The organism is Streptomyces sp. NPDC014861, assembly GCF_043081625.1.
Classification (GTDB): domain Bacteria; phylum Actinomycetota; class Actinomycetes; order Streptomycetales; family Streptomycetaceae; genus Streptomyces.
In genome coordinates, this window is the sequence record NZ_JBIBWV010000012.1 from 1 (window position 1) to 12511 (window position 12511).

General features: G+C 77.4%; 7 protein-coding genes and 1 pseudogene. 2 read left to right on the forward strand and 6 right to left on the reverse strand.

Annotation, left to right across the window (positions count from 1 at the left end; all coding sequences use genetic code 11):
* Window positions 1-91: 91 nt before the first annotated feature.
* The 3 genes from ACF1BN_RS23015 to ACF1BN_RS23025 all read right to left on the reverse strand — a co-directional run bounded on the left by ACF1BN_RS23015 (window position 92) and on the right by ACF1BN_RS23025 (window position 3298).
* A complete protein-coding gene (locus tag ACF1BN_RS23015) occupies window positions 92-1651 on the reverse strand; it encodes an alpha/beta hydrolase (RefSeq protein ID WP_392333475.1) in 1560 nt (519 codons plus the stop codon).
* Between the two features lie 65 nt (window positions 1652-1716).
* Window positions 1717-2919 carry a DNA polymerase III subunit delta' gene (locus tag ACF1BN_RS23020; protein ID WP_392333476.1) on the reverse strand — a complete coding sequence of 401 codons (1203 nt, stop codon included), beginning with the start codon at window positions 2917-2919 and terminating at the stop codon, window positions 1717-1719.
* A 205-nt stretch (window positions 2920-3124) separates the two neighbouring features.
* The gene (locus ACF1BN_RS23025; protein WP_392333477.1) at window positions 3125-3298 is read right to left on the reverse strand and encodes a hypothetical protein; all 174 of its coding nucleotides are present in this window, start codon (window positions 3296-3298) and stop codon (window positions 3125-3127) included.
* Between the two features lie 172 nt (window positions 3299-3470).
* Between ACF1BN_RS23025 and ACF1BN_RS23030 the strand changes: the two genes are divergently transcribed.
* Both ACF1BN_RS23030 and ACF1BN_RS23035 read left to right on the forward strand, forming a co-directional pair.
* Entirely contained in the window at window positions 3471-4676 is a 1206-nt protein-coding gene (locus ACF1BN_RS23030) for a sensor histidine kinase (protein WP_392333478.1), read from the forward strand.
* A complete protein-coding gene (locus ACF1BN_RS23035; protein WP_376600225.1) occupies window positions 4664-5308 on the forward strand; it encodes a LuxR C-terminal-related transcriptional regulator in 645 nt (214 codons plus the stop codon). Before ACF1BN_RS23030 ends, ACF1BN_RS23035 begins: the two co-directional genes overlap by 13 nt.
* A 243-nt stretch (window positions 5309-5551) precedes the next feature.
* Here ACF1BN_RS23035 and ACF1BN_RS23040 read toward each other — a convergent pair whose 3' ends face one another.
* The 3 genes and pseudogenes from ACF1BN_RS23040 to tmk all read right to left on the reverse strand — a co-directional run bounded on the left by ACF1BN_RS23040 (window position 5552) and on the right by tmk (window position 12509).
* Window positions 5552-7957: an FtsX-like permease family protein gene (locus ACF1BN_RS23040; protein ID WP_392333479.1), complete on the reverse strand. Its 2406-nt coding sequence runs from the start codon at window positions 7955-7957 to the stop codon at window positions 5552-5554.
* A 281-nt stretch (window positions 7958-8238) separates the two neighbouring features.
* A pseudogene (locus ACF1BN_RS23045) lies at window positions 8239-8991 on the reverse strand (ABC transporter ATP-binding protein); the annotation flags it as partial.
* A 92-nt stretch (window positions 8992-9083) separates the two neighbouring features.
* Window positions 9084-12509 carry a dTMP kinase gene (tmk, locus tag ACF1BN_RS23050; RefSeq protein ID WP_392333480.1) on the reverse strand — a complete coding sequence of 1142 codons (3426 nt, stop codon included), beginning with the start codon at window positions 12507-12509 and terminating at the stop codon, window positions 9084-9086.
* Between the last annotated feature and the right edge of the window lie 2 nt (window positions 12510-12511).

Here is a 12511-nt window from a genome sequence, read left to right on the forward strand (position 1 = left end):
ACGACATCGCCCGTGACCTCACCATCTGGATGGCCGCCCGAGACTTCCCCGGACGGCCAAACAGGCAGGTCACCGCGTTCTAAAACACCGCCTAGGAGCAGCGCTTTCCGTCGGCCGGAGGGGTGCCTTCCAGGAGGTAGGTGTTGATCGCGGTGTCGACGCAGTCGCTGCCCCGGCCGTACGCCGTGTGGCCGTCGCCCTCGTAGGTGAGGAGGGTGCCGGAGGAGAGCTGGTCCGCGAGGGACTCGGCCCACTTGTAGGGGGTGGCGGGGTCGCGGGTGGTGCCGACGACGAGGATCGGGGCGGCGCCCTCGGCGGTGATGCGGTGCGGGCGGCCGGTGGCGGGGATCGACCAGTAGGTGCAGTTCAGGGCCGCCCAGGCGAGGCCGGCGCCGAAGACCGGGGAGGCCTTGTCGAAGGAGGGGACGGCGCGCCGCGCGCCCGCCGGGTCCGGGTAGGCGGCGGGCAGGTCGAGGCAGTTCACGGCGGCGTTGGCGAACATGAGGTTCGCGTACGAGCCGTCCGGCTCCCGCTCGTAGTAGCTGTCGGCGAGCGCCAGCAGCGACGAGCCCTCGCCGTCGATCGCCCGGGTCAGGGCCTCCCGCAGCTGCGGCCAGGCCCCCTCGTCGTACATGGCGGCGATCACTCCGGTGGTCGCCAGGGACTCGCCGAGGTCGCGGGCCTCGCCGGTCGGGACCGGTTCGGCGTCCGTGGCGCGGAAGAAGCTCCGCAGGGCCTCCCCGGCCTCCGCGACCGTACCGGTGCCGAGCGGGCAGTCGGGCAGGGTGACGCAGTCGGCGGCGAAGGCCGCGAACGCGGTCTCGAAGCCGGCCGTCTGGTCCCGGTTGAGGTCGAGCGCCGACAGGGACGGGTCCATCGCCCCGTCGAGGACGAGCCGGCCGACCCGCCCGGGGAACAGCTCCGCGTAGGTGGCGCCGAGAAAGGTGCCGTACGAGGCGCCGACGTAGTGCAGCCTCTCGTCGCCCAGCACCGCCCTCGCGATGTCCATGTCGCGGGCCGTCTCCACGGTGGAGACGTGCGGCAGGACCGTGCCGCTGCGCCGCGCGCATCCCGCCGCGAACCGCTGGTACGACGCCGCCAGCGCGTCGACCTCGGCCTCGTCGTCCGGCGTCTGGTCGACCTGCGTGTACGTGTCCATCTCGGGGCCCGTCAGGCAGTCGACCGGCTCGCTGCGGCCGACCCCGCGCGGGTCGACGGCCACGATGTCGTAGCGGGCCCGCACGGGCTCGGGATAGCCGATGCCCGCGTACCCCTGGAGGTAGTCGACGGCCGAGCCGCCCGGCCCGCCGGGGTTCACCAGCAGGGAGCCGATCCGCTGTCCGGGGCCGCTCGCCCGCACCCGGGAGACGGCCAGCCGCACCTCCGGCCCGTCCGGCTTCGCGTAGTCGAGCGGGGCCCGCAGCGTCGCGCACTGGAACCCCTCGACGCCGCACTCCCGCCACGCCGGCTTCTGCCCGTAGTACTTCCTCAGCGCCTCGGGCGAGGGCGCGGGCGAGGCGGCCGAGCGCGCCGAGGCGACCCCGCGCCCGGCGGGGGCCGCCGCGTCGCTCCCTCCCGTACAGCCGGAGAGGATCAGCCCGGCGGCGGCGAGCGCCGTGGCGGAGGTACGGAGGAGACGCCTGGAGTCCATTGCCGGAGCGTATCCGGACGACCACGCACCGTGTCCAATCCGGCCGCCCGGTGCCCTCAGGGGGCTCAGCCGCGCAGCGCCATCGTCATCGCCTCCACCGCGAGCAGCGGCGCCACGTTCCGCTCCAGGGCCTCGCGGCAGGCGAGGACCGCCTCCACCCGGCGCAGGGTCCGCTCCGCGGTCGTCCCGTGGGCGATCCGCTCCACCGCGTCCCGCACGTCCTCGTTGGCGAGCTCGGAGCCGGTGCCCAGCTGGAGCGTCAGGACGTCGCGGTAGAAGCCGGTCAGATCGGTGAGCGCGACGTCCAGGCTGTCGAGCTGGGTCCGCCGGCCGCGGCGCTTCTGCTTCTCCTCCAGCTCCTTCATCAGTCCGGCCGTGCCGCGCGGCATCCGCCCGCCCTGCGCGGCGCCGAGGGCCGCCTTCAGCTCCTCGGTCTCCTTGCCGTCGACCTCCTCGGCGACCTGCTTGGCGTCCTCCGCAGCCGCGTCCACCAGCTCCTGCGCCGCCTTGAGGCAGCCGCCGATGTCCGCCACCCGCAGCGGCAGCTTCAGGACGACGGCGCGGCGGGCGCGGGCCCGCTCGTCGGTGGCGAGCCGCCGGGCGCGGTCGACGTGCCCCTGGGTGGCCCGGGCCGCCGCGTGGGCGAGCTCCGGCTCGATGCCGTCCCGCCGGATCAGCACGTCGGCGACGGCGTCGACCGGCGGGGTCCGCAGGGTCAGGTGGCGGCAGCGGGAGCGGATGGTCGGCAGGACGTCCTCGACCGAGGGGGCGCAGAGCATCCAGACCGTGCGCGGGGCGGGCTCCTCGACGGCCTTCAGCACCGCGTTGGCCGACTTCTCGTTGAGCCGCTCGGCGTCGGTGACGAGGATGATCTGCCACCGGCCGTTGGCCGGCGAGGTGAACGACTTGCGGACGGTGTCGCGCATGTCCTTGACCAGGATCTCCGTACCGACGGCGGAGACGGTCGTCACGTCGGCGTGGGTGCCGACCAGCACGGTGTGGCACCCGGTGCAGAAGCCGCAGCCCGGCGCCCCGCCGAGCGCCCGGTCGGGGCTCACGCACTGGAGGGCCGCCGCGAACGCCCGCGCGGCGTCCACCCGGCCCGAGCCGGGCGGGCCGGTGAAGAGCCAGGCGTGCGTCATCTTCGACGCCTCCGGGGCGGGCTCGCCGGCGGCATGGGCGGTGACGAGCACGTCGGCGTCCCGCGCGGCGGCGGTGAGCTGCTCCTCGATCCGCGCCTGTCCGACCAGGTCGTCCCATACGGCCATGTCTGCCCCTCCTGAAGGTACGTCCTCCATTGTGGGGCAGCGGTCCGACAACCCGGCCCGGGCAGGGTTGTCGGCGGAAGGCGGCCGGCGGAGGCGGCCTGAGGAAAGCCCTCCGGCGGAGCAGGCCCGGCGGAAGCCCTCCCGCGGACGAAGCCCCGGGAAAGGCCTGGTGGGACGAGGCCCGGCGGGAGGTCCGGGCGCCCCGTCAGGAGTGGGTGCGGGGCCGGGTGAGCCACAGGCCGACCGCCGAGGCCAGCAGGACCAGGCCGGTGGCGACGCTCGCGGCGATCCGGGGTGCGCCGGTCCAGCCGGCGACGGTGCTGATGGCGACGTTGGCCAGGACGCTGACGGTGAGCAGCAGCCAGAGCAGGGCCCTCATGGGGTGTCTCCTCGATGCGGTGGGATCCGGGAGGATCGGACGGCTTCCGGTGGGTTCCGGCGACTCCTCGATCCTCCGGCGTACGCGCCCCGCGCACAGCGGAGCCCGTACCCGGACCCGTGGTGTAGCCCGCTCCACCGTCCCCCTCGGCTCCGCCGCCTAGGCTGGGTCCATGCGTGAGGCGATCAAGGAAGCGGGCCGGGCGTGGTGCCGGCTGGCGGTCGGGGCCGCGATCTCCGTCCTCTGCCATCTCATGGTGGGCGTCGCCCTCTTCACCGCCTTCCTCACCCTCACCGTGATCGGCGCGGGCGTGCTCCCCGAGAGCGTGCTGCTGCTGCGCCGGCTCGCCGGCCTGGAGCGGCGCCGCACGGCCGAGTGGACCGGCCGGCCCGTGCCGGAGGCGTACCTGCCGCTCGAAGGCCCCCTCCCCGCGCGCGTGCGGACCGCCGTCGGCGATCCCGGGACCCGGCGGGACCTGCTGTGGGCCGCGGCGCAGCTCCTGTACGGCATGCTCCTCTGGTGCGCCTCGATGCCCCTCATGGTGGCCGCGACCGTGGTCGACGGGGTGTGGGCGGGGCTCGCGGGGCGCCCGCCGGTGGCGCTGCCGCTGGTGGGGCGGCTCGCCGACGTGGGCGCCGGGCTCTCGCGCGAGCTGCTCACGCCCGTCCCGTCGGCGGCCCGGGACGCCGCGCTCGCGGCCCGCATCGAGCAGCTGACGGCCACCCGGGCGGGCGCGGTCGCGGCGCACGGCGCCGAGCTGCGCCGCATCGAGCGCGATCTGCACGACGGCGCGCAGGCCCGGCTCGTCGCGCTCTCCATGCGGATAGGGCTGGCGCGGAGGGCGTACGACTCCGATCCCGCGACCGCCCGGAAGCTGCTGGACGACGCCCAGGGGCAGGCCGAGGAGGCGCTGGCGGAGCTCCGGCACGTGGTGCGCGGCATCCACCCCCCGATCCTCACCGACCGGGGCCTGACGGGAGCGGTCCGCGCGCTCGCCGCGAGCAGCGGTCTGGAGGTGGAGGTCACGGTGACGGGCCTCGCCGACGGACCGGACGCCGAGGGCCCCCGGGCGCCCGCCGCCGTCGAGGCCGCCGCCTACTTCGCCGTCGCCGAGGCCCTCACCAACGCCGCCAAGCACGGCGGCACCGACCGCGCCTCCGTCCTGCTGCGCCGGGAACGGGCGGGCCTGCGCGTCCGCGTCCGGGACGAGGGCGAGGGCGGCGCCGAGGAGGCGGAGCGGGCGGCCGGGGGCGCGGGCGGCGGTTCCGGGCTGCTCGGCCTGCGCCGCCGGGTGGCCGCGCTCGACGGGACCGTCCTGCTGACCAGCCCCTCCGGGGGCCCGACCGTGATCGAAGTGGAGCTTCCGTGCGTGTGGTGATCGCCGAGGACAACGCCCTCCTCAGGGAAGGCCTGGTCCTGCTGCTGACCTCGGCGGGGCACGAGGTCGCCGGGGTGGCGACGGCCGGCCCCGAGGTCCTTCCGCTGCTCCTGGAGCACCGGCCGGACGTGGCCGTGCTCGACGTGCGGATGCCGCCGGGCTTCCGTGACGAGGGTCTGCGGGCGGCGCTCGCGGCGCGCGCCGAGCTGCCGGGGCTTCCGGTCCTCGTCCTGTCGCAGTACGTGGAGGAGACGTACGCGGCCGAGCTCCTCGGTGACGGGGCGCGGGGCGTCGGCTATCTGCTGAAGGACCGGGTGGGGCGGGTGGACGAGTTCCTGGACGCCCTGGAGCGGGTGGCGGCCGGGGGAACGGCCCTCGACCCCGAGGTCGTCAGGGAGCTGCTCGCCCGGCGCCGGGACGATCCGCTGGACTCGCTGACCCCGCGCGAGCGCGAGGTCCTGGAGCTGATGGCGCAGGGCCTGGACAACGGCACGATCGCCCGCTCGCTCGTGGTGACCGAGCGGGCCGTGCACAAGCACATCGGCAACGTCTTCGCGAAGCTCGGCCTTCCGCCGAACGACGGCGGCGGCCACCGCCGGGTCCTCGCGGTGCTGGCCTACCTCGACGCGTGACCGGGGCCGGGCCCCCGGGCCTCCGGGCCTCCGCCCCGACGCGGGACCAAGGGTCGAGGGCCGAGGCCGAGGTCCGAGGGCCGAGGTGCCGTGCCCCGTACGCTCCGGCCGACCCGGCCGACCCGGCCGACCCGGCCAGCGTGGTCGACGCGGCCAGCGCGGGCGACCCGGCCAGCGCGGGCGACCCGGCCGGTCCGGGCGGCCCGGCCCACCCGGCCGACCGTCAGTCCACGAAGGCGCCCGTCAGCCCGGGCGGTGGGAACCGAAGACGCCCGCCGCCACCGTCACCGCGACCGTCCCGGCGATCAGGGCCGCCTGGACGGGCGGCAGGTACGGCAGGCCTCCGGTGTGCGCCCAGGACAGGGCGGTGAGCGGCAGCGCGGCCACGACGAGGCCGAGCAGCAGCCCGACGGCGATCAGGAATCCGGCCTCCAGGCCGAGCATCCGGCGCAGCTGTCCGGCCGACGCGCCCACCTGGCGCAGCAGTCGCAGCTCGCCGCGGCGGCCGGCGCCGATCAGGGCGAGGCTGCTCAGGACGGACAGGACGGTGAGGGCGCCGATCGCACCGACGACCCCCGCCGCGACGACGCCGTTCGACGCGGCCCCGGGCCTCACCACCTGTTCGGGCACGACCGCCCGCTCCGGCCCGGCGGCGGTCCTGGCGAGGACCCTCGCCGGATACGGATCGGTCATGTGCGGGGCCAGTCCGGCCTTCGGGAAGAGGAACTCGCCCAGCGCGAGCGAGCGTTCGTAGACGGCGACGACCCTCAGGTCCTTCTCGACGCCGTCGCCGAGCCGCAGCCGGACCGTCGAACCGGGCCGCGCGTCCAGGGAGTCGGCCCGGTCGGCGGCCACGGCCACCGAGCCGGGGCCGGCGAGTCCGGCGAGGTCGCCGTCGACGACTCCGGGATCGAGGACGCCTTCGAGGCCGTCGGGGTCCACGCCGAGCACGGGAAGCCGGTCGAGGCGCGGCGTACCGGCCTCGTCGCGGGCCAGGACGACCGTGGAGCGCAGGACGTCGGTCGCCGCGGTCACACCGGGCCGCCGCCGCACCTCCTCGGCGGTCGTACCGGAGACCGCCAGGTTCGCGGTGGTCGCCGCCCGCGCCTGGGCGGTGGCGGCCCGTTCCATGGTGGCGCCCCCTGTGAGCTGCACCAGCGCGAAGGCGGTGACGAGGACGACCGGGGTGAGGGCGGCTCCCAGGCGCCGCGAGCGGGCGGCGGCGCCGGCGGCGGCGAGCCGCCCGGGCGCCCCGCCGAGGAGCCTGAACGGCCGGTCGAGCACGCGCATCGCGGCCCCGGCGATCCACGGCCCGAGCAGCGCGCACCCCGAGACGAGCGTCACGGTGGCCGCTCCGGCCGCCATGCCGGCGGCCTCGCCCCCCTGGAGCGTGGCGGTCCCGGCCGAGGCGACGCCGAGCACCAGCAGCGCGAGCCCCGCCACCCGCCGGGCCCTGCCGGGACCGGCCGGCGCCCGGTCCGGTCTGCCGGTCCCGAGCGCCACCACGAGCCGGGCGAGTCCGGTCACGAGCAGGGCGGTGACGAGCGGTGCCGCGAACAGCCAGACCGGGACGGCGAGTACGAGGCCCTCGGCGGCGGCTCCCGGTCGGTCGCGCAGCGCCGTCCACAGCGCCAGGAAGGCGGGTACGGCTCCGAGCGCGCCGAGCAGCGCCGCCGCGCCCGCCACCCGGACGACCTCCCGGCCGGCCGCGGCCCGCACCTGGCGGGGCGTCGCGCCGACGGCGAGGAGCAGCTCGCGCTCGGCGGCGCGCTGCTGGAGCGCCTGAGCGACGAGGGAGGCGAGGACGAGGACGGAGACGAGGACGACGGCTCCCGAGACGGCGCCGAGCAGTTCCAGCAGCTCCCACCGGGCGGGCTGCGCGCCGAGGTGTTCGGCCTCGCCCCGCCCGTCGCCGGTCAGGGCCCGGAGCGGCCGGCCGGATGCGGTGTCCTTGAGCCCCGCGGAGTCGAGGGCCGCCCGCACGCGCGCGTGGAGGGTGTCCGCGGGGACCCCGGGCCCGGCGACGACGCCGACGGCGTCGACCTCGCCCGGACGGCCCGCCCGCTTCCGGGCCTCCGCCTCCGTCACGTACACGGCGGCGGGTCCGGCGGCCACCCCGACGATCCGGTACCCGGCCGTCCGGTCACCGGTCCCGAGTCCGAGACCGGCCCCCGCGACGGCCTCGTCGTCGGCGCGGGGCGCGCGCCCCTCGGTCAGGGCGTACGGGGCGAGGGCGGCGGCCGCCCAGGAGCGCCCGGTGCGGGTGCGCGGCGCGCCCTCGGGGCCCGTGCCCGGCTCCCGTACGACGAAGGTGTGGTCCGGCACCGCGGCGCGGACGCCCGGGACGGCGCGCACGACGGCGACGGCCGCTTCGGGGATCCGTACCCGTTCGGTCAGGCCCGCGGTGGTGGTCCTGGGTTCGCTGCCCCAGGGCTTCGTGGTCCAGGTGACCTCGTGGTCGCCGGAGACGACCACGGCGGCGCCCGCGTACCGCTCCACGCGCGCGTGCCCGAGTGCGGTCGAGCCGAGGGCGAGGGCGAGGACGCCGAGCAGCGCGGAGGTGACGGCGACGGCCGCGAAGACGGCCGCCCACGCCCTGCGGTGGGTCCGCAGGGAACGGGCGGCGAGGAGGCGCACGGCCGGGTTCACCGCACCACCGCCGCCGGACGCGCGGCACCGGCGGCCCCGCTCCCGGAGCCGGGGGCGGACCCGGAGCCGGCGGCGATCCCCGGGCCGGAGGCGGACCCGGACCCGAAAGCACCCCCTGACCCGGAGGCGGACCCGGACCCGAAAGCACCCCCTGACCCGAAGGCGCCCCCCGGGCCGAAGGCTGACCCGGACCCGGACCCGGACCCGGAGCCGGAGCCGGACCCGGAGCCGGAGCCGGACCCGGAGCCGGACCCGGACCCGGTGCCGGACCCGGTGCCGCGTCCGAGGCCGGCCAGTGCGTGGCGGACCCGGGGCTCGTCCGGGCGGTCGAGCCGGCCGGCGATCCGGCCGTGGTCCAGGAAGACGGCCTCGTCGGCCCAGGCCGCCGCCACCGGGTCGTGGGTGACGAGGACGACGGTCCGGCCCCGCTCGTCGACCGCGTGCCGCAGCAGGGCGAGCACCTCGCCCGCCGTGACCGGGTCGAGCGCGGCGGTCGGCTCGTCGGCGAAGACGACCTCGGGGTCGGTGAGCAGGGCGCGGGCAACGGCGACCCGCTGCCGCTGGCCGCCGGAGAGGTTCGCGGGCCGGTCGTCGGCCCGGTCGGCGAGGCCCACGGCCGCGAGCCCGGCCAGGGCGCGGGCGTCGGTCGCGCGGTCGTCGCGGGCGCCGGCGAGGAGCAGCGGGAGGGCGACGTTCTCGCGCACGCTCAGGGCGGGGACGAGGTTGAGCGACTGGAAGACGAAGCCGACCCGGTCGCGCCGGAGCCGGGTGAGGGCGGCGGCCTTCAGCCGGGCGAGGTCGGTGCCACCGATCCGTACCGTGCCCGTCGTGGGCCGTTCGAGGCCCGCCGCGCACCGCAGCAGGGTGGACTTCCCTGAGCCGGAGCGGCCCATCACGGCCACGAACCGGCCGGTCGGCACGGTGAGGCTCACGTCGTCGAGCGCGGGCCGTGCCCCGTCGCCGCGCCCGTACGTCCTGCCCACCCGGTCCAGGACGAGCGCGTTCCCGCCGTCCGCCGCTGCTGTCGTCATCATGCCGATCACGCTAGGCAGCCGCGGGGCGCGAGGGGAGGGAGCGGGCTGCCGGGCCTGTGGTGGAGCGGGCTCCACCACAGGCCCGGCCCGGGTCACCGGCGGCGGCCCCGGCCGCCCGTCTCGTCGTCCCCGTCCTCGTATCCGCCGAACAGCTCGTCCGCGAGGGTCGGCAGGTCGTCCAGCGGGGTCTCCTCGGCCCAGTCCGAGCGGCGGCGCGGCCGTCCCTGCTCGTCGAGCTGCGGCAGCTCGCGGGTGACGTCGTTCGACCCGGCCCCGCGGGCCTCCGGCTCCTTCCGGAAGAAGTCGCCGGGCACCCGGTCCACCGGATCGGCCCGCCGCTCGTCCCGGACCCGCGGCAGCACGGCCGTCTCGTCCGGGGCGGCGTCCCGCACCCGCGGCAGCGCGGCCGTCTCGTCCCGGGCCGTGTCCCGTACGGGGCGCAGCACCGCGGTCTCGTCCGCCGCGCGGTCGGTCACCTGGGGCAGGACGGCGGTCTCGGCCTCGGGGCGCCGCTCGTCCGGCCGGACGACCGGGGTCTCCACGGTGACCTCGTTCGGCGAGACGTCCGGGGTGCCGGCGCCCGCCGCCGCGGCCGTACCGGAGGACGCCCCGGCGGCCTTGCCCGAGGCGGCGCCGGGGGCTTCCCCGGCCGGCTTCACGATCGGCGTCTGGACGGTGATCTCGGCGGCCCGCTCCCGGGCCTCCTTCTCGGCGGCGGTCTTCTCCGCCGCCGCCCGCTCGGCCGCGGCCCGCTCCCGGGCCGCCTGCTCCTTCGCGGCGCGCTCGGCCGCCGCGCGCTGGGCGGCAGCCCGTGACGCGGCCTCCGCCGCCGCCTTCTCGGCGGCGGCCTTCGCGGCCTGCTCGGCGGCGAGCCTCTCGGCCGCGGCGGTGGCCTCCTCGGCGGCCTTGGCCGCGGCGGCGGCGGCCGCGAGACGGCGGGCCTCCTCCGCGCGGAGCAGGGCCTCCTCCGCCTTGCGCTGCTTCTCCTGGCGGAGCGCCTCGGCCTCGGCGCGGAGCCGGGCCTCCTCCTCGGCCTGCTTGCGGAGCCGCTCCGCCTCCTCGCGGCGGGCCTTCTCCTCGGCGGCGAGCCTGCGAGCCTCCTCCTCGGCGGCGAGCCGGGCCTCCTCGGCCTTGCGACGGGCCTCCTCCGCCTGCCGCTCGGCCTCCAGGCGGCGCGCCTCCTCCTCCTCGCGGCGCTTGCGCTCCTCCTCCTCGGCGCGCAGCTTCGCGAGCTGCTCCTGGCGCTCACGCTCCAGGCGCTCCTCCTCGGCCTTGCGGGCGGCCTCTTCCTCGGCCTTGCGCCGGGCCTCCTCCTCGGCCTTCCGGCGGGCCTCCTCCGCGGCCTTCACCTCGGCCTCGGAGAGCGGCAGCATCCGGTCGAGCCGGTGGCGTACGACGGTGGTGACGGCCTCGGGTTCCTGCCCGGCGTCGACGACGAGGTAGCGGCCGGGGTCGGCGGCAGCCAGGGAGAGGAAACCGGCCCGCACGCGCGCGTGGAACTCGGGCGGCTCCGACTCCAGCCGGTCCGGCGCCTCGGTGAACCGCTCCCTGGCGGTCTCCGGGGAGACGTCGAGCAGGACGGTGAGGTGGGGTACGAGGCCGCCGGTCGCCCAGCGGGAGATGCGGGCGATCTCGGTCGGCGAGAGGTCCCGGCCCGCGCCCTGGTAGGCGACGGACGAGTCGATGTACCGGTCGGAGATGACGATGGCGCCCCGCTCCAGGGCGGGCCGGACCAGGGAGTCGACGTGCTCGGCGCGGTCGGCGGCGTAGAGCAGTGCCTCGGCGCGGTTGGAGAGGCCGGCGGAGGAGACGTCGAGCAGGATCGTGCGGAGCCGCTTGCCGATGGGGGTGGCGCCGGGCTCGCGGGTGACGACGACCTCGTGGCCCTTGGCGCGGATCCAGTCGGCGAGCGCCTGGACCTGGGTGGACTTGCCGGCGCCGTCGCCGCCCTCCAGGGCGATGAAGAAGCCGGTGGCGGCCGGCGCCTGGGCGGGGTCGGCGCCGCGCAGCGCGTCGCGCAGGTCGCGGCGGAGCGGGACGCCCGCGCGGTCGTCGGTCCTGGCGAGGACGAGCGCGGCGACGGGCAGCAGCAGCGCGCCGACGAGGGCGAGCGTGAAGGCGGCGCCGCCGTGGTCGAAGACGAACTTCCCGGAGTCGGAGACGAAGCGGTGCGGGCCGATCGCGGCGGCCAGGAGCGGCGCGGCGAGGGCGCCGAGGGCGATGCCCACGCGCGCGGTGGCCTGGAGGTGCGCGGTGGTGCGCTCCCGGCGCGGCTCCTCGGTCTCCTGGTCGATGAGGGTGTGCCCGGTGTTGGCGGCGACCCCGGCGGCGTAGCCGGCGAGGACGGCCAGGAGCAGCACGGTCGCGGTGTCGGGGACGAGGCCGACGGCGATGAGGGCGACGCCGGTGACGGCGACGGCGAGGGCGAGCATCCGGCGGCGGGAGAGCACCGGCAGCACGAGGCGGGCGGTGCGGATGCCGACGGCGGTGGCGCCGCTGAGCGCGAGCACGAGCAGGGCGTAGGTGACGGGGCCGCCGTCGAGGTCGTAGGCGTGGAGCGCGGCGAGCGAGGCGGCGGCGCCGATGGCGCCGGCGACGGTGGCGCAGGCCAGGACGAGCAGCGGTACGGCTCCGGTGCGGCCCTTGTCGCCGGCGGGGCGGCGCAGCCCCTCCAGCGGCGAGCGGGGGCGCGGGGTCTGTCCGCCGGGCAGGGTGACCGCGGCGAGGACGCTGACGGAGGCGGCGAAGAGGCCGGCGGCGACATAGCCGCCGAGGGCCGCCTGGTGGAGCGAGAACCAGTCGATGCCGGAGCCGAGCAGGTTGCCGACCAGGGTGGCGGCGAGCAGGACGGCGGCGGCGGCCGGGACGGTGAGGAAGGCGGTGCGCTGGGTGAGGGTACGCAGGGCGCCGAGGTGGTCGGGGAGCGGCCGGACGGCGTCGCCCTCGACCGGCGCGGCGGGCAGCAGCGCGGGGGCGGCGCCGTCCCGGCAGACGGCCCAGAGGCGCTCGGCGGCGCCGGTGAGGAAGACGGTGCCGAGCAGGAACCACAGGGCGCTGCCGGGGATCCAGTCGATCCACAGGGGTGCGATGACGAGCAGCGCGATCCGCAGCCCGTCGGCGCCGATCATGGTCCATCGCCGGTCGAGGGCGCCGCCGGGCGCGGTCAGGGCGGTGAGCGGGCCGAGCAGGACGGCGCCGAGGAGCACGGTGGCGAGCAGCCGGGCGCCGACGACGGCGGCGACCGCGAAGGCCGCGCCCCGGTAGCCGCCGCCGAGGGCGCCCTCGGTCACCGCGGCCTGGAGGCCGAGGAGGACGAGGACGAGGAGGGCGAGGGCGTCGCCGATCCCGCCGGCGACCTGGGCGCTCCACAACCTGCGCAGTGGCTGGTGGCGTACGAGGGCCCGTACGGCCCGCTCCCGGGAGTCCGCGACGAGGGCCGCGTCGAAGACGGGGGCGGCGCCGGGGGCGGGTGCGGCTTCGGAGTCGCCCAGAAGCTCTGGCTGCTCTGCTCGCGTCATCC